This window comes from Klebsiella sp. SYXHC3 (assembly GCF_057196925.1).
The window spans coordinates 177,698-197,637 of sequence record NZ_JBXUNG010000002.1 but is presented as its reverse complement, the minus strand read 5'-3'; the positions used below and the strand labels follow the sequence as shown (position 1 = coordinate 197,637).

The following is a 19,940-nucleotide window of genomic DNA, read 5'->3' as shown; positions in this document are numbered from 1 at the left end:
CCTTATTAGGCGATGACGCCCAGTTGTTTGCCGATGCGGGTAAAGGCTTCCACCGCACGTTCAATTTGTTCAGGGGTATGCGCCGCCGACATCTGGGTGCGAATACGCGCCTGGCCTTTTGGAACCACCGGATAGAAGAAACCGGTGACGTAAATACCTTCTTTCTGCAGTTCGCGCGCGAATTCCTGCGCGATGGTGGCTTCACCGAGCATCACCGGGATGATCGCGTGGTCGGCGCCTGCGAGGGTAAAGCCTGCGGCGGTCATTTTTTCGCGGAACAGGCGCGCGTTAGCCCACAGGCGATCGCGCAGTTCGCTGCCCGCTTCCACCATCTCCAGCACCTTGATGGAAGCGGCGACAATGGCCGGCGCCAGGGAGTTGGAGAACAGATAAGGACGGGAACGCTGGCGCAGCCACTCAACGACTTCTTTGCGCGCGGCGGTGTAACCGCCTGACGCGCCGCCCAGCGCTTTACCCAACGTACCGGTGATGATGTCGACGCGGCCCATCACGTCGCAATATTCATGGGAACCGCGGCCATTTTCGCCGACAAAGCCCACGGCGTGAGAATCATCGACCATCACCAGCGCATCATATTTATCCGCCAGGTCGCAGACGCCTTTCAGGTTGGCGATCACCCCGTCCATGGAGAAAACGCCATCGGTGGCGATCAGCACGTGGCGAGCGCCAGCTTCGCGCGCTTCTTTCAGACGCGCTTCCAGCTCCTGCATATCGTTGTTGGCATAGCGGAAACGCTTCGCTTTACACAGGCGCACGCCGTCGATGATCGACGCATGGTTCAGCGCATCAGAGATAATAGCGTCTTCCGGCCCCAGCAGCGTTTCAAACAGGCCGCCGTTGGCATCAAAGCAAGAGGAGTAGAGAATCGCGTCTTCCATACCGAGGAAATCCGCCAGTTTTTTCTCAAGCTGCTTATGCGTGTCCTGGGTACCGCAGATGAAACGCACCGAGGCCATCCCGAAGCCGTGGCTGTCCATACCGGATTTCGCCGCGGCGATCAGTTCCGGGTGGTTCGCCAGGCCCAGATAGTTGTTGGCGCAGAAGTTAATGACGTGGCTGTCGCCGACGGTGATGTCCGCCTGCTGAGCCGAAGTAATGATACGCTCTTCTTTAAACAACCCTTCCGCGCGCGCGGTATCCAGGTCATTGGTTAACTGTTTGTAGAAATCACCACGCATTGCAACTCTCCAGATTCGGCAAAATTTGGCACATATTACCCAAAGCTATACGTTGATACGAGATGATGCATGTCTGAATGAATTATTTGCAGCATAAATCACGCGCGGCCAGCACCTTTTCGGCGAATGGCTGAAGCCTTTCGGATGTAGTGATATGATATGAGTATTCGTGTCCGGATTGTCTCCGGACCCTCTACTTCAAAGGTACAGTTATGATCATCGTAACCGGCGGCGCAGGCTTTATCGGCAGCAACATCGTTAAAGCCCTGAATGACAAAGGCATCACCGATATTCTGGTTGTAGACAATCTGAAAGACGGCACCAAATTCGTAAACCTGGTGGATCTGGACATCGCTGACTACATGGATAAAGAAGATTTTCTGATCCAGATTATGGCTGGCGAAGAGTTCGGCGAGGTCGAAGCGGTATTCCACGAAGGCGCCTGCTCTTCCACCACCGAGTGGGACGGCAAGTATGTGATGGATAACAACTATCAGTACTCCAAAGAGGTGCTGCACTACTGCCTGGAGCGCGAAATCCCGTTCCTGTACGCCTCTTCCGCCGCCACCTACGGCGGACGCACCAGCGACTTTATCGAGTCCCGCGAATTCGAAAAACCGCTGAACGTCTACGGCTATTCAAAATTCCTGTTCGACGAATACGTCCGTCAGATCCTGCCGGAAGCGGATTCGCAGATCGTCGGCTTCCGTTATTTCAACGTCTACGGGCCGCGCGAAGGCCACAAAGGCAGCATGGCGAGCGTGGCCTTCCACCTCAATACCCAGTTGAATAATGGCGAAAATCCGAAACTGTTCGAAGGCAGCGATGGATTCAAACGCGACTTCGTCTATGTCGGCGACGTCGCCGCGGTAAACCTGTGGTTCTGGGAAAATGGCGTTTCCGGTATCTTCAACCTCGGTACTGGCCGCGCGGAATCCTTCCAGGCCGTCGCCGATGCGACCCTGGCGTACCATAAGAAAGGCAGCATTGAGTACATCCCGTTCCCGGACAAACTGAAAGGCCGCTACCAGGCATTCACGCAGGCCGATCTGACTAACCTGCGTAAAGCGGGCTATGACAAACCGTTCAAAACCGTTGCCGAAGGCGTAACGGAATATATGGCCTGGCTCAACCGCGACGCGTAAGAAACAAGCATGAAAATATTGGTGATAGGCCCGTCTTGGGTGGGCGACATGATGATGTCGCAAAGTCTTTATCGTACGCTCAGGGCGCGCTATCCCCAGGCGATTATCGACGTGATGGCGCCGGCATGGTGCCGTCCGTTGTTATCGCGCATGCCGGAAGTCAATGAAGCGATCGCCATGCCGCTGGGCCACGGCGCGCTGGCTATCGGCGAACGCCGCAAACTCGGCCACAGCCTGCGCGATCGTCGTTACGATCGTGCTTATGTGCTGCCGAATTCGTTTAAATCGGCATTGGTGCCTTTCTTTGCCAACATCCCGCTGCGCACCGGCTGGCGCGGCGAAATGCGCTACGGCCTGCTCAACGACGCCCGCGTGCTGGATAAAGACGCCTGGCCGCTGATGGTGGAGCGCTACGTGGCGCTGGCCTACGATAACGGCGTCATGCGCTGCGCTAAAGACCTTCCACAGCCGCTGCTGTGGCCGCACCTGCAGGTCAACGACGGCGAAAAATCACAGGCCTGCAACGCCTTTAATCTCTCAAACGATCGGCCAATTATCGGCTTCTGCCCCGGCGCAGAATTCGGCCCTGCAAAACGCTGGCCGCATTATCACTACGCCGCGCTGGCGAAAAAGCTCATTGACGATGGTTATCAGATAGCGCTCTTCGGCTCAGCAAAAGATAACGATGCCGGCAAAGAGATCATCGCCGCGCTCAGCAGCGAGCAGCAGGCCTGGTGCCGTAATCTGGCTGGCGAAACCCAGCTGGAACAGGCCGTGATTCTGATTGCCGCCTGTCAGGCCGTGGTCAGCAACGATTCGGGGCTGATGCACGTCGCCGCCGCCCTGGACCGCCCGCTGGTGGCGCTGTACGGCCCGAGCAGCCCGGACTTTACCCCGCCGCTGTCGCACAAAGCACGGGTTATTCGCCTGATTAGCGGCTACCACAAAGTGCGCAAAGGGGATGCCGCTGAAGGTTATCATCAGAGCCTGATCGACATCACTCCAGAACGCGTCTTGCAGGAGCTGAACGAACTGTTAGCGGAAAAAACCGAGCACGAGGAAGCGTAACGGATGCGGGTATTGATCGTAAAAACCTCATCCATGGGCGACGTACTACACACGCTGCCCGCGCTAACCGATGCTGTGCAGGCCATTCCCGGCATCCGCTTTGATTGGGTGGTTGAAGAGGGCTTCGCACAGATCCCTTCATGGCATGAGACCGTCGAGCGGGTGATTCCGGTGGCGATTCGCCGCTGGCGCAAAGCCTGGTTTTCCGCGCCTATCAAAGCGGAAAGAAAAGCCTTTCGCGAGGCCGTAAAGGCCGTCAACTACGATGCTATTATCGATGCCCAGGGGCTGGTGAAAAGCGCCGCGCTGGTGACGCGTCTGGCGCATGGCATTAAACATGGCATGGACTGGCAGTCCGCCCGCGAGTCGCTGGCGAGCCTGTTTTATAACCGTCGCCACCATATTGCCGTTCAACAGCACGCGGTAGAGCGTACGCGCGAACTGTTCGCCAAAAGCCTGGGCTATGCCCGGCCGCAGACGCAGGGTGATTACGCCATCGCGCGCCACTTTATTCGCCCCGACTCACCGGTAGCAGAGCCGTATCTGGTCTTCCTGCACGCCACTACCCGCGATGATAAACACTGGCCGGAAGCGCGCTGGCAAGAGCTTCTCGATCTGCTGGCAGATAGCGCCGTACGGATCAAACTGCCGTGGGGCGCGCCGCATGAAGAGGCACGGGCAAAACGGCTGGCGGAAGGGTGCAAGAACGTCGACGTATTGCCGCGCATGAGTCTTGAGCAGGTCGCCCAGATTCTGGCTGGCGCACGCGGCGTGGTTTCCGTCGATACTGGCCTGAGCCATTTGACCGCCGCGCTCGATAAACCCAATTTCACGCTCTACGGCCCAACCGATCCGGGACTGATTGGCGGATATGGTAAAAATCAGCATATTATCCGCCCGGTTAACTCATCGCAGCTTGCCGATTTAGACGCTGCTGCGGTTTTTGCACAAATAGAGCCATTGCTGGTAGCAGAGAAAGCCTATGTCTGATTTTTTTTCAGAGCAACGTCCGCCTAAACGCGTGCTGATCATCAAGCTTCGCCACCATGGCGATGTACTTTTAACATCTCCAGTCTTTACGGTAATGAAAAAAAACTGGCCAGACGCCGAAGTGGATGCCCTGGTGTATGACGATACTCAGGCGATGTTGACCAGTCATCCGTATATTAATCAGGTGCATACGATTGGCCGCCAGTGGCGAAAAAAAGGCTGGCTCGCGCAGTTTCGCTTATATCGCGAACTGCTCAATACGCTAAAAGCGCGTCAGTATGACGTGTTGATTAACCTGACCGAACACTGGCACGGCGCGCGTCTGGCGCGTCGCCTGAAGCCCCGCGTGTCGGTCGGTTTCAAACCCGATAAGCGCAGCGGCCTGGCGCGTCGTCGTTGGGTAAAATCATTTACCACGCTGTATCCGGCGATTCAGGATAACTCTCGTCATATGGTTGAGGTGAATCTCGATGCGTTGCGCCGTATCGGTATCCACCCGCAAAACGCGGCGGACAAAAATACGCTCTTTGTACCAGGAGAGGCGGCAGAGAAATCGATCGCTGAAAAACTCGACGCCTTCGGCCTTAGCAGTAAATCCTATATTCTGGTGCACCCGACCTCGCGCTGGATGTTTAAGGCCTGGCAAATCGACAAACTGGCAAGGACCATTGACACCCTGGCCGCTCGCGGATTGCCTGTTATTCTTTCTGCCGCGCCGTCGAAAGAAGAAACGGCCTACATGAACGAGTTACGCGCCGCTCTCACCCAGCCGGTTTTCGATTTGAGCGGACAGTTAAATCTGAAAGAGCTTGGCGCCTTGATGAAGCACGCCCGTCTCTACTTCGGCGTTGATTCAATGCCGATGCATTTAGCCAGCGCGGTCGGAACGCCGACGGTGGCCATTTTCGGCCCAACCGGCGCTATCAAGTGGTCGCCGTGGGGCGTGCCATATCGTGTGATTACCGCCGGGTTTACCTGCCAGCCGTGCGGCAAAGCCGGCTGCGGCGACAGTCAGGTTTCGGACTGCATCACTGCTATTACTCCGCAGCAAGTCCTGAGCGCGATTGACACTCTGTTACTGGAATCTCCATGATGAAACTGGCTATCGTTCGCCAAACCTGGAACCCTAACGGCGGCGCAGAGCGTTTTGTCTCGCGCGCGCTTAACGTGTTAGCGCAGGATTCCGCGCTGGACGTCACGCTGATCGCCCGCTCATGGGAGGAGTCGGCAAACTGGAAAACGTTGACGGTAAATCCTCCTTTCCGTAACCGCACGGTACGTGAACGCGGCTTCGCTCAGGCCGCTGCCGCTCATTTCGCAGACTTTGATATCGTACAGTGCCATGAGCGCATCCCCGGTGCGACGATCTTCCGCGCTGGCGATGGCGTGCACGCGGCCTGGCTTGAGCAATATAACCGCATCCTTTCGCCGCTCTCTCGTCTGGCGCAGTCCTTTAGCCATTACCATCGCTATATTCTCAGCGCTGAGCGGGAGATGTTCACACACCCCGCGTTACGCAAAGTTATCTGTAATTCAAAAATGGTTCGCGATGATATCGCGCGCCGCTTTCAACTCGCCGACGATCGGCTAACCGTTATCTACAACGGTGTCGATACCGCGCATTTTCATCCGGACGTTAAAGCGTTGTCCCTGCGTAGCTCACTGGGGATCCCCGAGTCAGCGCCGGTACTGGCCTATGTCGGATCAGGATTTTCGCGGAAAGGCGTCGCGACAGCGCTGCGCGCCGTCGCCGCTCATGCTGACGTTTGGTTGCTGATCGCCGGGCGCGATAAACATGCGCATCGTTTTAGCGCGCTGGCGAAGCGGTTGAAGATTACCGATCGCGTCAAATTTCTCGGTCCGGTTTCCGATGTACGCCAGGTATATGGTTCGGCCGACGCTCTGATCTTACCTACGTTGTACGATCCATTCCCTAACGTCTGCGTCGAGGCTATGGCCTGCGGACTACCGCTGCTAACCAGTTTCGGCTGTGGCGCAGCGGAGTGGATTGAACAAGGCATCAACGGCTGGGTATGCGATGCGCTCGACGTCATTGGCTATCAGGATGCCATCGGCGAATGGTTAAAGGGCCGCGAGCGCAACGTTGATTTTGCGGCCAACGCACGCGCCACCGCCGCCCCCTATACGCTTGAACGCATGGCGGAAGAACTGCAGGCGCTTTATCGCGATCTTTTACGCTGAGCCGCCGAGCGGAAAACGCTTTCCATCGCCTCTAACATACATTCGCGAGTAAAATGGGTTGTGAGATACTCATAGCCCTGCTCCGCTAACTGGCGGTGCAGTGATGCGTCCTGATAGAGAGTAACGATCGCTTCCCGTAGCGCATCAACATCATTCTGCGCAATAAGTAACCCCGTCCGGCGGTCGATAACCGCATCACCAGTACCACCAGCATCAGTAGCAATCGTCGCTATCCGCGAAGCCAGAGACTGTAAGACCCCCTGCGGCACGCCTTCCATATCATGAGAAGGACTAATTGCCACATCAAAAGCCGGGAACCAGCGCTGCGGGTCAGGGCGATGTCCTGCCATCACCACACGAGATAGCAGATTGAGCTGAATAATCTGCTCCTCCAGGGCCTCGCGGTGCGGCCCCTCACCGACAATCGCCAGCTTCACCGTGGGATCGTTTATTTGCGCTAACGCTTTCAGCAACACGCTGTGGCCTTTGTTAGGGCGCAGATGCGATACGACACCTAGCCAAAAATCGTTCTGCGAGAGCTCGCAATACGCTCGAGCATCATTTTTGTCATCAGGATAGAAACGCTGCGTATCCACACCGCTCGGTACTGAAGTGGTTTGTTCAAGCGGTACGCCCAGCGCCGTCATTTGATGACGAAGCGCTTCGCCAGTCGTAACGATGTGCGCACAGGCGGTGCGAAATAGCCAACGCGTTGTCCAGTTATTACGCGGAACGCCGGAGGCATGGCGCGTACGCACTAACGGAATAGGATTTGCCAGAGTCAAGTTAGCCAACGCCACCAGCCAGGTATCGGCTGAGTTATGGCTGTTAATAACATCAATATTATTACCCTGTTCCAACAGCCAGCGCCGCAGCCGCATCAGATTACTCAGATTTTTACGCTTTAATGGCATCGTGACGACGGTTAATCCTGCCGCCTGCGCCATCTGATGCAACGGCGCAGATTCCGGGCACAGTATGGTCACGGTGTGACCCCGGGCCACCATACCTAACGATTCATTAATGATGCGCAGAGGCTGGCCGCCCTTGCCGCCATCGGCTTCAGTGTGAACGATGTGCATACTTTTCCAGTTCCTGACAGTGGAGCGATAGTATATACATCGAGAGCGGAGATGTGCATGGTCTGTGAGGAACGCAAAGAGGAATGTGCGACCGCTTACAATTATCCCTCTTCTTCATAAGTACGATGTATGTTAGTTTTCCCATCCACGGATTATTGACGGTGGCTGGCATTTCAGCTGCTGTCATATTGTTAACTCACGCTGCCGGAAAGCTGGTTTGTCAAACCCGCCTCTAAACTATGACTAAAACCCGTAATTTTTTTGCAGGACTGACGTTTTTGTACGTCCTGTCATTATGTTTTGTCTGGCCGATTCCTAACGACCAACTCCTTTTCAACCGCAATGGTTTTATCTACACCATTATTTTATGCAGTTTCGGCCTATTCTTTACCAGCCGCACCGCTCGCCAGAAGATTGATACACACCAAATAAAGTTTGTATTGATTACCCTCTGGCTACTAACGCTTTATATCTTGCTCAACGGCCTGTTCGTCGCCCCGGATCTAAAAGAAATGGTCGGTACCTGGGATGGACAATGGCTGCGCCCGGTCCTGCTGTTTTGTTCCGGTCTGATTCTGATGCCGGTACTGCAGACCCAGTTCCCTTCCTTAACCAGCGCACGGCTGTTCACACTGATCGTGCTGTGTTTCTGGGGCGTGATTTGTATTCATCTCCTGGATTCCGCCTGGCTGTACTGGCGCGATGGCTATATCCACTGGGGCGAAACGCGGATTGTTTATAACCGCACCCGTATGAGCTTCCAGGTCAATATGATAACTGGGTTCCTGCTGGCGGAATTACTGGCCCGAGCGTTAATCAAAAAACGCTTTCTGTGTCTGAATACCCCGATCGTTACGCTGTTGTTGATCTCTAACCTCATCTGTACCGCACTGGTTGATACGCGCTGGGGCACAATAGGGCTGGTCGGCAGCCTGTTCTCGACCTTTATCCTGCTTAGCCTGAACGCCCAGCGCCGCAGCCGCGTCGTACTTACTTTAGGCCTGTTAGTCGCTCTGTTCTGCTCCGCGATTTTCCTCGGTTACGCCTCCTGGAAAACCGATCCGCGCTGGCAGAGTCTGGAAAGCGATGCGGTCGCTGGCTGGAACGCGCCATTTACCAGCTTCTGCTATAACCGCGTTGACGGCACTATCCCGCTCAACGCCCAGGGTAAAGAGATCGATCACTCTAACGGCTGCCGAGCCAGCTTCTTCCATCAAGGCTGGAAGCTTGTTGGCGAGCACCCGGCAGGAATTGGCCCTCGCAAAGAGGCGTTTCGCTATATTCTGCGTCGCGATACTCAGGATATGCATATTACGATTCCGCACAGCCATTATGGGCTAATCGAATTTGGCCTGCAGAACGGCGTGGTCGGGATTGCCGGCTGGCTTATCTTACTGGCGGGCTGCTGGTATATCGGCTGGCGTGAATTCCGCCATGGTAAAACTATGGTTGGGTTATTCCTGCTGCTGTTTACCATCGGCTTCTTCTCGCGAACCATGGTCGACCACAATCTCAAAGACCATTATCTCGAGCAATATATGATGTTGACTGGTTTGCTCATCGGCATCGCCGCGCTGCGACCGCGTGAGAATTATTCGCCAAACGACTAACCATACCTCCGCGCCAGTGGCTTTCTTTATCGCATCATAGATAATAGAGAGCGCTGGCGCAGTTCATATCCGAACTCTGCAACACAAACAGTGTCCAAGCGTAGCACTAGACGTCCCGCTTTTATCACGGAGTAAGCATGTCAGACATTCCTGTCCTGAGCCTTATCGTCGCGGTTTATAACGGTGAGAAATTCCTGAGCGCATTTTTTGACAGCATAAAAGCTCAGCAAATTAGCGGCCTTGAAATCATCGTCGTTAATGACGGTTCAACGGACAACTCTGCTTCTGTTATCAACCACTACGCCGGTGAGTTTGCCCAGTTCCACGTCATCGATCAGGCCAACGGCGGCGTGTCCGCGGCACGTAATAGCGGTCTTGCGGTAGCGCGGGGAGAGTATGTCGCCTTCCCCGATATCGATGACGTAATCTACCCGGGGATGTATTCCCGTTTACTGGAGATCGCCCACCAGAACAACCTTGACGTCGCTACCTGTAACGGTAATTACATTTATGATGATGGGCGTCCCAGCAAAAAAATATTCCCTTCAGACCGTCTTGCGTCCACTGGCGTCCTTGAGGGGCCGGATTGGCTAAATATGGCGCTGGAGTCGCGCAAGTTTTTGCACGTCACCTGGCTAAATATTTATCGCCACGCGCTGATTAAAGAAAATAATTTTTCTTTCGAACCGGGGCTACGCCATCAGGATATTCCCTGGACGACCGAAATACTGCTGGTAGCCAAACGCGTGCAGTACATCGATGAAGTCTTTTATGATTACCTGATCCACTCAGCTTCGGTATCCCATACCCCTGGTACCGACGATACGCGGATGCGCTCTTCACGTCACTATATGAAAATACTGACAATGCTGGATGCCATTAATCAGCGCTACCCGGAACAGGTGAAACGCGTTCCCGGCTGTCATTGGCAAATCGCTAAAGAGGGATTAGGCATTCTGCATAGCATCAATAATATCGAAGACCTCGCCAAAAAAAGGGAAATTACGCAAGAACTCTTTGACCGCGGCATCTGGTCGATGATCTGGAAAAATGCGCGTGGATTACGCCTCCGCTGGCGTCTGGGACGTCGTTATTTTCGTTTAAAAAAACTGGTCAAATAAACCGAACCTATGAATAAGCTTAAATTGCACGCCGTTTCTCGCAGCGATTTTATCGCTAAAAATTATGCTGACTTCCAGACGCTGCTCGATAACCGGGTCGATCCCAACACCATTCCAGAGCGTTTTTATTGCGGCGGACGCGGTGGCTGGACATTCCAGACGACGCTGGCCCTCAATTATTATTATGGCGACGCGATAGAATGCTCTTTCGGCTCTGAATGCCGCCCCGATGCTATCAATCTGATGCATAACGATGATTTCGGTTCTCGCGTCAAGCCCTGGCGAGGTGTCACCGTCGTCGCGCGCGCTGACCGACCACCGGTTATCGGCGCGGATTATGTCGTTGACCAAAATCCGGAAGTTGACGGTCACAGTAATCGTATCTTCGTCCCTTATTGGCCGCAGCCGGGTGTTCAGCCGCGCGAGCGCACGGATAACACTATTCAAACCGTGGCTTATTTCGGGCGCGTCGATAGCTTCCCAGCGGAATATCAAAGCGATGAATTTAAACAACGCCTGGCTGAACAAGGTATTGCCTTGCGTATCTCGTTCAACAACTGGACAGACTACCGCGATGTCGATATTTGTGTGAGTTTCCGTAAATCACACGACCATAAGCTAGCGCGCAAACCGGCCAGCAAGCTTATCAATAACTGGTTGGGCAAAACGGTAATGATTTGCGACGATGAACAATCGTTCCGGGCAATTCGCGAAAGCGAACTCGACTATCTGATAGCTAAGAATCCGGACGAAGCCTTCGCAGCGATCATGAAGTTAAAGAACGACCCCGAGCTCTATCAAAAGATGCGCGAACAAGGGGAGAAACGGCTTCAGGTCTATTCAAGGGAAGCCGTTGCCGCCCGTTGGATGGCGCTTTTTGAAGATATCTGGCGCAAGGGTTTGAATGCACGTTCAATGCCGGTCCGCGCCCTCCGCTTTGGTTTTGGCAAAGCGATTCGTCCTTTGACCAAAAAGTACTGAGTTACGATGATGACTTTACACCGCAATCTTATACGTACATTACTGCTGACGGTCGCTTTTGCCGTGCTGTTCGCGCTGCCAGAAATCATTATCCTGTTAAAGGACCACGTCTATAGCCCGAAGGCTGGAGACCTCTCGCTTTATCTGATTATTTCGCTGCTGGCGGCGGTAAGTATACGCTTCTTAATCACCCGCTTGCTGTTGGCGATTACCTTCATCGTGCAAATTAGCGAAGCGATTTACTATCAGTTTTATGGCCAGTTCTATGGCCCAAGCGAGGTATGGCTGGCGTTCGTCGAAACCAAAGATATCGCCAGCGGCATTACCGACAGCCTCGGCACGTTGGGAATTTACTTCGTTATCATGTTTATCGCTGTTGTTTTTGCCCTGTTCTTTACGCGCCGTTTTGCGCCGCAGTGGCCTAAACTGCTGGCCGTGCCATGTCTGGTAGCGATTCTGGTGATGTTTGTCGGCCAGTTTTACAAAGCGATCAACGGCCAGATGTATAAGTTCAACCCGGATCTGCGTCACTCGCTTCTGCGTAACGGCCTTTCGGCCATGAGCTACAGCGCTATTCGCCTGATACCAGAGGCGATTTCCGGTGATAACCAGAAACTAACAACCTACGAGCCGTATAAAGTCACGCCGATCCCGCAAAGCCAGGTCGGCCGCTACTCTATTATTCTCGCTATCGGTGAAAGCCTGAACCCGCACCACATTAGCGCGTTGGGTTATGAACGAGATACCACCCCTGAATTGAAAGCGCTTATGGAGCAATATCAGGGAACCGGACGGCTAATCGTCTCCAATGCCGTCTCTACTCGCGTGGCTATTCCGATGTTGGTCAATAACCTGCGCGAGCCTGACAACTACGCCGCCTACAAGAATAAATCAGCGAACATTTTTGTTAATGCGCAGAAGCGTGGTTATCAAACGGCATTTATCTCTGCCCAAGGGCTGGAAGGCTTAAGTAACTGGATTGGCATCCACGCGCTCAACCTGTGGGAAGATACACAGGTGCGACCGGCGCCAGAAATCGGCGCTGATGTGGTTCTTACCCCCTCAGTAGAAAAAGCCGATATTAACTGGGCGAAACCGTTCCTGATGGTTCTTAACAGCCGGGCGCCACATATCCCTTACGACCGCAACATTCCGCAGGGATTTGCCCGCTTCTCAACACCGGAAGCCGGCGATGAAGTCACCCAGAAGAAAAACGAGTATGATGACGCGGTTCGCCTTTACGATCGTGAACTGGCCTCGGCGATTCGCGCGGTTATGGCCAAGTCGAAATTACCCGTCCTGGTCTTCGTCACCTCCGATCACGGTGAACGCGTCGGCGATGGCGGCTTATTTGGCCACTCTATCGTTTCAATGCCAATCGCGCAGGTTCCGTTCCTCTACTTTAGTAACGACCCGGCCTATTCAATGCACAATATTGCGCCTCAGATGCCGTTGAACCACTATCAACTGGCAACGCTGATCAACAAAATGTTAGGGTACACCATTGAAAACCCTAATCAGAAAGATGACAGTTACTTTATTACTGGCGGCGATATTCGCGGTCTTTCTGAGCGTGTAACCTATCATTTGAATGCACTCCCTCCTGCGGAACAATAATTCTGCGGCGTATAGAAGGTGGGCAATCATTGCCCACCTTTGCCAACATCGGGTATGGAAGACAACAAAAGGACTGGGAAAGCGCCAAAGAGATAGCTTTACGCGGGTTAAATGCTTAGAATTTGCCCGCAAAAAACCTAAAACGGATAAATAGTTTGGAATTGCTTTATACCACCCTACTCTACCTCATTCAGCCGCTGGTGTGGCTGCGACTGCTGCTGCGCAGCCGTAAGGCGCCGGCCTACCGAAAACGCTGGGCTGAACGTTATGGCTTCTGTCAAAACAAGGTAGTGCCGGATGGCATTCTGCTGCACTCCGTCTCCGTCGGTGAAACGCTGGCGGCGATCCCGTTAGTACGCGCGCTACGCCATCGCTATCCCTCACTGCCCATCACCGTCACGACCATGACGCCAACCGGCTCAGAGCGAGCGATGTCTGCCTTCGGTAAAGATGTTCATCACGTGTATCTGCCGTATGACCTACCCTGCGCCATGAACCGTTTCCTCAACAGCGTACAGCCGAAACTGGTCATCGTGATGGAAACCGAGCTGTGGCCGAACATGGTCGCCGCGCTGCACAAACGTAAAATCCCGCTGGTTATCGCCAACGCACGCCTGTCAGAGCGTTCCGCGAAAGGCTATGCCAAACTCGGCGGCTTCATGCGCCGCCTGTTAAGCCGTATTACGCTTATCGCCGCGCAAAATGAAGAGGACGGCAACCGCTTCCTCGCGCTTGGCCTCAAACGTAACCAACTGGCGGTGACCGGCAGCCTGAAATTCGATATTTCCGTCACCCCGGAACTGGCGGCCCGCGCCGTTACCCTGCGTCGCCAGTGGGCGCCGCACCGTAAAGTGTGGATCGCCACCAGCACTCACGACGGCGAAGAACAAATCATCCTGCAGGCACATAAAAAACTGCTGGAAACCTTCCCCGACCTGCTGCTGATCCTCGTGCCGCGCCATCCGGAACGCTTCGGCGACGCTCGCGATATGGTGCAAAAGGCCGGGATGAGCTTCACCATGCGCAGCACCGGTGAAATTCCGTCGAACAGCACCCAGGTGGTGATTGGCGATACCATGGGCGAATTGATGCTGCTCTACGGCATTGCCGACCTGGCGTTCGTCGGCGGCAGCCTGGTTGAACGTGGCGGGCATAACCCGCTCGAACCCGCCGCCCATGCTATTCCGGTGCTGATGGGCCCGCATACCTTCAACTTTAAAGATATCTGCGCCAAGCTGCAGCAGGATGATGGCCTGATCACCGTCACGGATGCCGACTCGCTGGTCAGAGAGGTTTCTACCCTGCTGACGGACGAAGATTATCGACTGTGGTACGGCCGCCACGCGGTGGAAGTGCTGCACCAAAACCAGGGCGCGCTGTCGCGTCTGCTACAGTTACTGCAACCCTACCTGCCGCAGCGGAGCCACTAATGTCGACCCGACTCTCCGTCGTGATGATCGCCAAAAACGCCGCCGACCTGCTCGCCGATTGCCTGGCGTCGGTAAGCTGGGCGGATGAAGTGGTGGTGCTGGACTCCGGCAGTACCGACAATACCGTCGAACTGGCCCGTAGCCTCGGCGCGCGGGTCTATAGCAATACCGACTGGCGAGGCTATGGCATTCAGCGCCAGCGCGCACAGGATTACGCCACTCACGACTGGGTGCTGATGATTGATACCGACGAGCGCGTTACGCCTGAACTGAAAGCGGCTATTCTCAAGGTACTGGACGCGCCGCAGCGCGGCGTTATCTACAGTATCGCCCGGCGTAACTACTTCCTCGGGCGTTTTATGCGCCACAGCGGTTGGTATCCCGATCGGGTGATGCGCCTGTACGAACGCGCGCGTTACCGCTATAACGATAATCTGGTGCATGAATCTCTGGATAGCCTCGGCGCCGAAGTCGTGCCGCTCAGCGGCGATCTGCTGCACCTGACCTGCCGCGACTTCTCCGGCTTCCAGCAGAAACAGCTGGCGTATGCCGCAGCCTGGGCGCTTGAGCGCCATCAGAAGGGCAAGAAAACCTCGATGGCGGGGATTTTCAGCCATACGCTGGGCGCCTTCGTGAAAACGCTTCTGCTGCGCGGCGGCGTGCTGGATGGAAAACAGGGTTGGCTGCTGGCGGTAGTCAATGCGCAATACACGTTTAATAAATACACCGAGCTGTGGGCACTCAGCCGCGGCTACTCGGAGAAAGTGTAATTATGGGCACAAAAGCGATCTATCCGGGCACCTTTGACCCTATCACCAACGGCCATATCGATATCGTTACCCGCGCGGCGGGCATGTTTGATAAGGTTTTGCTGGCCATCGCCGCCAGCCCGAGCAAAAAACCGATGTTCAGCCTCGATGAACGCATTGCGCTGGCGGAGCAGGCAACAGCGCATCTGGTCAACGTTGAGGTGATTGGCTTTAGCGATTTGATGGCCAATTTCGCCCGCGCGCAGCAGGCGAATATTTTAATTCGCGGCCTGCGGGCAGTGGCGGATTTCGAATATGAAATGCAGCTGGCGCACATGAACCGCCATTTGATGCCCACGCTGGAAAGCGTGTTCCTGATGCCGTGCAAAGAGTGGTCGTTTATCTCTTCATCGCTGGTTAAGGAAGTGGCGCGCCACCAGGGCGACGTCTCCCACTTCCTGCCGCCTAACGTACATCAGGCGCTGTTAAATAAGCTGAAGTAGGCGCTTCCTGCCCCCGCTCGCGCTGCGCGTAGCGGGGCTACCAGCTTACCCGGCCTGGCATAATCCCCAATCCTCTCCACTACTTCTGACACTGGCGGCAATAAAAGGTCGCGCGCTGAGCGTGTTTGCTGGCGATAATCGGCGTGCCGCAGATCCGGCACGGCTCGCCTTTGCGGCCATATACCTGCAGTTCCTGGGCGAAATATCCCGGTTTACCGTCGCTTTGCAGGAAATCCTTCAGCGTCGTTCCACCCTGCTCAATCGAGCGCAGCAGCACCAGCTTAATCATCTTCACTAACCACTCGCATTCCTGATGCGAGAGCGACGAGGCCAGCCGATCGGGATGGATCCCGGCGGAAAACAGCGATTCGCTGGCGTAGATATTGCCCACGCCCACCACCAGCTTGTTATCCATCAGCCAGGGTTTAATGGCGGTTTTCTTCTTCGCGCAACGCTGCTGGAGATAGTCGGCGTTGAATTCATCGCTTAGCGGCTCCGGGCCGAGATGCGCCAGCACCGGATGACCATCCAGCTCTTTAGTCCATAACCAGGCGCCAAAGCGGCGAGGATCGGTATAGCGCAGCACTTTACCGTTACTCAGCACCAGGTCGACGTGGTCGTGTTTTTCAGCCGGCTGCTCTTCACTGAGGATGCGCAGGCTGCCGGACATGCCAAGATGAATAATGATCCAGCCGTGACGCAGCTCCAGCAGCAGGTATTTGGCGCGTCGGCGCACGCTCAGCACCGGTTCGTCGCTGAGGCGGTAAATCTCTTCGGATACTGGCCAACGCAGGCGCCCGTTGCGCACTACGGCATGCAGGATGTTAGCGCCCACCAGATGCGGCTCAATGCCGCGACGGCTGGTTTCGACTTCGGGTAATTCAGGCATTTTTTTCCTCTTAACCACACAGTTTCGGGTGACAGGGAGGCAGCGGGAAGAGAGGCCGGAAGGCTTAATAAAGCAAGCGGCCAGACTGAACGCATGCAGCCAACGCACCTGTAGCTCGAAGGATGAAGCATAAAACAAAAAACCCCGCCGGGGCGGGGTTTTAGTACAAGGAGACTAAAATTATTTGATTTTAGCTTCTTTGTAGATAACGTGCTGACGTACAACCGGATCGTACTTTTTCAGTTCCATTTTTTCCGGTTTGGTACGCTTGTTCTTCGTGGTGGTATAGAAGTGACCAGTACCAGCGGAAGAAACCAGCTTGATTTTCTCACGAATACCTTTAGCCATGATTTATTTCCTCTAAGTACTTAGTACTTTTCGCCACGGGCACGCAGTTCAGACAGAACTGTATCGATGCCTTTTTTATCGATTACACGCATACCTTTAGCAGATACGCGCAGGGTGACAAAACGCTTCTCGCTCTCAACCCAGAAACGGTGAGAGTGCAGGTTCGGCAGGAAACGGCGTTTAGTCGCGTTCAGTGCGTGGGAACGGTTGTTACCGGTCACCGGACGCTTGCCAGTAACTTGGCAGACTCGGGACATGTCTATTCTCCAAAAATCAAATTAGCTCGAGCTTCGTATGGGGTATTGGCGCCTCGTCAGGCTTTACAGCCCGGTCATCGCATAGTTCTATTGAACTCTCGATTGCCAGGCCCAAATGCCAAACCCGAGATTCTCAAAGGTGGCGTAGTATACGCTGACTCGGCGGTGTGCTCAAGTCCCGAACAGACAAAGATCCCGATAGATCGCATGATCGGGGCTAAATCCAGCCACGTTCGGCAAAAGAGACGTACGCGCCGCGGCCAATAATCAGATGATCAAGCACGCGTATCTCCATGAATCTACAACACTTAACCACCCTGTCGGTCATCAACTTATCCGACTTACTCGGTTCAGGACTACCGGAAGGATGATTATGGGCAAGGATCACCGCGGCGGCGTTCACTTTGATTGCTTCGCGTACAATTTCTCGCGGATGCACCTCTACGTGGCTAAGAGTACCAGAAAAAAGGCGGCTATGTTTCAATACCCGGTTCTGATTATCTAAAAAGATCGCCATAAAGATCTCCCGCTCTTCATCGGCGAGCTGGCTTTGTAAAAATTCTCGCGTCATGAGCGGCGTGACCAGCGACGGTTCCTCTCTCATCCGCAGGCTAAAATAACGCCGCGCCAGCTCGGCAATACCTTTAAGTTGCGCATATTTCGCAATGCCGATACCGTCGATATCTGCAAATTGTTCTATCTCAGCCGATAACAGCCCGTACAGCGAACCGAAGCGCTGTAGCAAGCTGTGTGAAAATGTCAGTACATCCTGGGTACGCGTACCGGTACGCAAAAACAACGCCAGCAGCTCAACGTCGCTCAACGTTTCAATACCGTCGCGCAGCATTTTTTCCCGCGGCATCAATGATTCCTGTATATCCATTACCCTGTCTCCTTTCCCGTTCCTCGCCCATCCTGGCATACCCTTTTCGCGCTGCCGACCGGTGATTTCAAGGCCTGCGTAGCCCCTCACAAAGTGAGTGTCCGGCATACGCACGATGCCACCGGGATTGTGATAAGATGCGCGGATTCTGGTGTATTTCAACAGGACAAAATCATGATGAGTCTGGCTGGTAAAAAGATCGTTCTCGGCGTGAGCGGCGGCATCGCCGCCTATAAAACGCCGGAACTGGTGCGCCGACTGCGAGAACGCGGCGCCGATGTACGCGTCGCCATGACGGAAGCCGCCAAGGCCTTTATTACCCCGTTGAGCCTGCAGGCGGTTTCCGGTTATCCGGTCTCCGATAGCCTGCTGGATCCGGCTGCCGAAGCGGCAATGGGCCATATTGAACTGGGCAAGTGGGCCGATCTGGTTATCCTTGCCCCGGCAACCGCCGATTTAATCGCCCGCGTCGCCGCCGGTATGGCGAACGATCTGGTCTCCACGATTTGCCTGGCTACGCCCTCGCCGGTGGCCGTCGTCCCGGCGATGAACCAACAGATGTATCGCGCCGCCGCCACCCAGCACAACCTTGCCACTATTGCCTCACGCGGCCTGTTGGTATGGGGCCCGGATAGCGGCAGCCAGGCCTGCGGTGACGTTGGCCCGGGCCGCATGCTCGATCCGCTGACTATCGTGGAGATGGCGGCGCAGTATTTCTCGCCTGTCAAAGATTTGCAACATCTCAACATCATGATTACCGCGGGCCCAACCCGCGAGCCGCTGGACCCAGTGCGCTACATCACCAACCATAGCTCCGGCAAAATGGGCTTCGCGATTGCCGCCGCCGCCGCACAACGCGGTGCGAACGTCACGCTGGTTAGCGGCCCGGTGTCGCTGCCGACGCCGCCGTTTGTGCAGCGCATCGATGTTGGCAGCGCGCTGGAAATGGAAGCGGCGGTGCAGAATGGCGTGCAACAGCAGCATATTTTCATCGGCTGCGCCGCCGTTGCCGACTACCGCGCAGCAATCGTCGCCGACGAGAAAATCAAAAAACAAGGTGATGAATTAACAATAAAAATGGTCAAAAATCCGGACATCGTCGCCGGGGTGGCCGCACTAAAAAATCACCGCCCGTACGTTGTTGGATTTGCCGCCGAAACAAATAATGTGGAAGAATACGCCCGGCAAAAACGTGCCCGTAAAAATCTCGACCTGATTTGCGCCAATGATGTTTCTCAGCCAAATCAAGGTTTTAATAGCGATAACAACGCATTACACCTTTTCTGGCAGGATGGGGATAAGCGCTTACCACTTGAGCGCAAGGAATTCCTGGGCCAATTATTACTCGACGAGATCGTTACCCGTTATGATGAAAAAAATCGACGTTAAGATTCTGGACCCGCGTGTTGGCAAGCAATTTCCGTTGCCAACCTATGCCACCTCCGGCTCAGCCGGACTTGACCTGCGTGCCTGTCTTGACGACGCCGTAGAGCTGGCGCCGGGCGCAACCACCCTGCTGCCGACTGGCCTTGCGATTCATATCGCCGATCCGTCTCTGGCGGCGGTGATTCTGCCGCGTTCCGGCCTGGGCCATAAACATGGCGTCGTGCTGGGCAACCTGGTCGGACTTATCGACTCCGACTACCAGGGCCAGCTGATGGTGTCCGTCTGGAACCGCGGCCAGCAGAGCTTTACTATCGAGCCGGGCGAGCGCATCGCGCAGATGGTCTTTGTGCCGGTGGTACAGGCGGAGTTTAATCTGGTGGAAGAATTTGACGCCACCGACCGCGGCGAAGGCGGATTCGGCCACTCAGGGCGCAAATAAGCCCGGCTATACGGAACCCGCATCCCAAAGCGCATAATGCA

General features: G+C 54.9%; 20 protein-coding genes. 14 read left to right on the top strand and 6 right to left on the bottom strand.

The genetic code is table 11. The features are described from left to right. Positions 1-5: 5 nt before the first annotated feature. Complete coding sequence (kbl, locus tag AC2CGP_RS07955; RefSeq protein ID WP_015703795.1) at positions 6-1,199, bottom strand: glycine C-acetyltransferase; 1,194 nt, start codon at positions 1,197-1,199, stop codon at positions 6-8. A gap of 212 nt (positions 1,200-1,411) precedes the next feature. Between kbl and rfaD the strand changes: the two genes are divergently transcribed. Genes rfaD through AC2CGP_RS07930 form a run of 5 tightly spaced genes read left to right on the top strand, consistent with a single transcriptional unit; the run spans position 1,412 to position 6,604 of the window. Next, positions 1,412-2,344, top strand: a complete 933-nt coding sequence (gene rfaD, locus AC2CGP_RS07950; protein ID WP_015369169.1) for an ADP-glyceromanno-heptose 6-epimerase — start codon at positions 1,412-1,414, stop codon at positions 2,342-2,344. A 9-nt stretch (positions 2,345-2,353) separates the two neighbouring features. Further along, the gene (gene rfaF, locus AC2CGP_RS07945) at positions 2,354-3,412 is read left to right on the top strand and encodes an ADP-heptose--LPS heptosyltransferase RfaF (RefSeq protein ID WP_020077687.1); all 1,059 of its coding nucleotides are present in this window, start codon (positions 2,354-2,356) and stop codon (positions 3,410-3,412) included. Positions 3,413-3,415: 3 nt separating this feature from the next. After that, entirely contained in the window at positions 3,416-4,402 is a 987-nt protein-coding gene (gene rfaC / locus AC2CGP_RS07940) for a lipopolysaccharide heptosyltransferase RfaC (protein WP_047038001.1), read from the top strand. Then, positions 4,395-5,495, top strand: coding sequence for a putative lipopolysaccharide heptosyltransferase III (gene rfaQ, locus AC2CGP_RS07935; RefSeq protein ID WP_015369166.1), 1,101 nt, complete (start codon positions 4,395-4,397; stop codon positions 5,493-5,495). The genes rfaC and rfaQ overlap by 8 nt, the downstream gene beginning before the upstream one ends. Beyond that, on the top strand, positions 5,495-6,604 hold the full coding sequence (locus tag AC2CGP_RS07930) for a glycosyltransferase family 4 protein (RefSeq protein WP_026612195.1): 1,110 nt from the start codon (positions 5,495-5,497) through the stop codon (positions 6,602-6,604). The genes rfaQ and AC2CGP_RS07930 overlap by 1 nt, the downstream gene beginning before the upstream one ends. On the opposite strand, the gene AC2CGP_RS07925 is transcribed toward AC2CGP_RS07930, so the two are convergent. Next, the gene (locus AC2CGP_RS07925) at positions 6,583-7,686 is read right to left on the bottom strand and encodes a glycosyltransferase family 4 protein (RefSeq protein WP_484502321.1); all 1,104 of its coding nucleotides are present in this window, start codon (positions 7,684-7,686) and stop codon (positions 6,583-6,585) included. The two genes, AC2CGP_RS07930 and AC2CGP_RS07925, sit on opposite strands and share 22 nt — an antisense overlap. 239 nt (positions 7,687-7,925) lie before the next feature. On the opposite strand from AC2CGP_RS07925, the gene AC2CGP_RS07920 reads away from it, so the two are divergent. The 7 genes from AC2CGP_RS07920 (at position 7,926) to coaD (ending at position 15,697) form a co-directional block, all read left to right on the top strand. Further along, positions 7,926-9,296 carry an O-antigen ligase family protein gene (locus tag AC2CGP_RS07920; RefSeq protein ID WP_213759475.1) on the top strand — a complete coding sequence of 457 codons (1,371 nt, stop codon included), beginning with the start codon at positions 7,926-7,928 and terminating at the stop codon, positions 9,294-9,296. Positions 9,297-9,433: 137 nt separating this feature from the next. Further along, a complete protein-coding gene (locus AC2CGP_RS07915; protein WP_015369162.1) occupies positions 9,434-10,417 on the top strand; it encodes a glycosyltransferase in 984 nt (327 codons plus the stop codon). A 9-nt stretch (positions 10,418-10,426) separates the two neighbouring features. Beyond that, positions 10,427-11,398 carry a glycosyltransferase gene (locus tag AC2CGP_RS07910; RefSeq protein ID WP_015369161.1) on the top strand — a complete coding sequence of 324 codons (972 nt, stop codon included), beginning with the start codon at positions 10,427-10,429 and terminating at the stop codon, positions 11,396-11,398. Positions 11,399-11,404: 6 nt separating this feature from the next. Continuing rightward, positions 11,405-13,015, top strand: a complete 1,611-nt coding sequence (locus AC2CGP_RS07905) for a sulfatase-like hydrolase/transferase (RefSeq protein WP_042893625.1) — start codon at positions 11,405-11,407, stop codon at positions 13,013-13,015. A gap of 155 nt (positions 13,016-13,170) precedes the next feature. Next, entirely contained in the window at positions 13,171-14,445 is a 1,275-nt protein-coding gene (gene waaA, locus AC2CGP_RS07900) for a lipid IV(A) 3-deoxy-D-manno-octulosonic acid transferase (RefSeq protein ID WP_015369159.1), read from the top strand. Then, positions 14,445-15,215, top strand: a complete 771-nt coding sequence (locus AC2CGP_RS07895; RefSeq protein ID WP_020077684.1) for a glycosyltransferase family 2 protein — start codon at positions 14,445-14,447, stop codon at positions 15,213-15,215. The genes waaA and AC2CGP_RS07895 overlap by 1 nt, the downstream gene beginning before the upstream one ends. Positions 15,216-15,217: 2 nt before the next feature. After that, entirely contained in the window at positions 15,218-15,697 is a 480-nt protein-coding gene (gene coaD / locus AC2CGP_RS07890; protein ID WP_015703808.1) for a pantetheine-phosphate adenylyltransferase, read from the top strand. 79 nt (positions 15,698-15,776) lie between these two features. Here the strand turns inward: coaD and mutM are convergent, their stop codons facing one another. The 4 genes from mutM to radC all read right to left on the bottom strand — a co-directional run bounded on the left by mutM (position 15,777) and on the right by radC (position 18,074). Further along, positions 15,777-16,586, bottom strand: coding sequence for a bifunctional DNA-formamidopyrimidine glycosylase/DNA-(apurinic or apyrimidinic site) lyase (gene mutM, locus AC2CGP_RS07885; RefSeq protein WP_015369156.1), 810 nt, complete (start codon positions 16,584-16,586; stop codon positions 15,777-15,779). A gap of 180 nt (positions 16,587-16,766) precedes the next feature. Next, positions 16,767-16,934, bottom strand: a complete 168-nt coding sequence (gene rpmG, locus AC2CGP_RS07880; RefSeq protein WP_002922510.1) for a 50S ribosomal protein L33 — start codon at positions 16,932-16,934, stop codon at positions 16,767-16,769. A 20-nt stretch (positions 16,935-16,954) separates the two neighbouring features. Continuing rightward, positions 16,955-17,191 carry a 50S ribosomal protein L28 gene (gene rpmB, locus AC2CGP_RS07875; RefSeq protein WP_002436699.1) on the bottom strand — a complete coding sequence of 79 codons (237 nt, stop codon included), beginning with the start codon at positions 17,189-17,191 and terminating at the stop codon, positions 16,955-16,957. Between the two features lie 217 nt (positions 17,192-17,408). Beyond that, the gene (gene radC, locus AC2CGP_RS07870) at positions 17,409-18,074 is read right to left on the bottom strand and encodes a RadC family protein (protein WP_015369154.1); all 666 of its coding nucleotides are present in this window, start codon (positions 18,072-18,074) and stop codon (positions 17,409-17,411) included. 177 nt (positions 18,075-18,251) lie between these two features. Between radC and coaBC the strand changes: the two genes are divergently transcribed. Together coaBC and dut are read left to right on the top strand one after the other, a co-directional pair. Next, positions 18,252-19,463, top strand: coding sequence for a bifunctional phosphopantothenoylcysteine decarboxylase/phosphopantothenate--cysteine ligase CoaBC (gene coaBC / locus AC2CGP_RS07865; RefSeq protein WP_213759487.1), 1,212 nt, complete (start codon positions 18,252-18,254; stop codon positions 19,461-19,463). After that, complete coding sequence (gene dut, locus AC2CGP_RS07860) at positions 19,441-19,899, top strand: dUTP diphosphatase (protein WP_020077682.1); 459 nt, start codon at positions 19,441-19,443, stop codon at positions 19,897-19,899. The genes coaBC and dut overlap by 23 nt, the downstream gene beginning before the upstream one ends. The last annotated feature ends 41 nt before the right edge of the window (positions 19,900-19,940 follow it).

Bases quoted from the DNA above. Each gene is read 5' to 3' on its own strand.
- kbl (WP_015703795.1), bottom strand. From the start codon at position 1,199: ATGCGTGGTGATTTCTACAAACAGTTAACCAATGACCTGGATACCGCG.
- rfaD (WP_015369169.1), top strand. From the start codon at position 1,412: ATGATCATCGTAACCGGCGGCGCAGGCTTTATCGGCAGCAACATCGTT.
- rfaF (WP_020077687.1), top strand. From the start codon at position 2,354: ATGAAAATATTGGTGATAGGCCCGTCTTGGGTGGGCGACATGATGATG.
- rfaC (WP_047038001.1), top strand. From the start codon at position 3,416: ATGCGGGTATTGATCGTAAAAACCTCATCCATGGGCGACGTACTACAC.
- rfaQ (WP_015369166.1), top strand. From the start codon at position 4,395: ATGTCTGATTTTTTTTCAGAGCAACGTCCGCCTAAACGCGTGCTGATC.
- AC2CGP_RS07930 (WP_026612195.1), top strand. From the start codon at position 5,495: ATGAAACTGGCTATCGTTCGCCAAACCTGGAACCCTAACGGCGGCGCA.
- AC2CGP_RS07925 (WP_484502321.1), bottom strand. From the start codon at position 7,686: ATGCACATCGTTCACACTGAAGCCGATGGCGGCAAGGGCGGCCAGCCT.
- AC2CGP_RS07920 (WP_213759475.1), top strand. From the start codon at position 7,926: ATGACTAAAACCCGTAATTTTTTTGCAGGACTGACGTTTTTGTACGTC.
- AC2CGP_RS07915 (WP_015369162.1), top strand. From the start codon at position 9,434: ATGTCAGACATTCCTGTCCTGAGCCTTATCGTCGCGGTTTATAACGGT.
- AC2CGP_RS07910 (WP_015369161.1), top strand. From the start codon at position 10,427: ATGAATAAGCTTAAATTGCACGCCGTTTCTCGCAGCGATTTTATCGCT.
- AC2CGP_RS07905 (WP_042893625.1), top strand. From the start codon at position 11,405: ATGATGACTTTACACCGCAATCTTATACGTACATTACTGCTGACGGTC.
- AC2CGP_RS07895 (WP_020077684.1), top strand. From the start codon at position 14,445: ATGTCGACCCGACTCTCCGTCGTGATGATCGCCAAAAACGCCGCCGAC.
- coaD (WP_015703808.1), top strand. From the start codon at position 15,218: ATGGGCACAAAAGCGATCTATCCGGGCACCTTTGACCCTATCACCAAC.
- mutM (WP_015369156.1), bottom strand. From the start codon at position 16,586: ATGCCTGAATTACCCGAAGTCGAAACCAGCCGTCGCGGCATTGAGCCG.
- rpmG (WP_002922510.1), bottom strand. From the start codon at position 16,934: ATGGCTAAAGGTATTCGTGAGAAAATCAAGCTGGTTTCTTCCGCTGGT.
- rpmB (WP_002436699.1), bottom strand. From the start codon at position 17,191: ATGTCCCGAGTCTGCCAAGTTACTGGCAAGCGTCCGGTGACCGGTAAC.
- radC (WP_015369154.1), bottom strand. From the start codon at position 18,074: ATGGATATACAGGAATCATTGATGCCGCGGGAAAAAATGCTGCGCGAC.
- coaBC (WP_213759487.1), top strand. From the start codon at position 18,252: ATGAGTCTGGCTGGTAAAAAGATCGTTCTCGGCGTGAGCGGCGGCATC.
- dut (WP_020077682.1), top strand. From the start codon at position 19,441: ATGATGAAAAAAATCGACGTTAAGATTCTGGACCCGCGTGTTGGCAAG.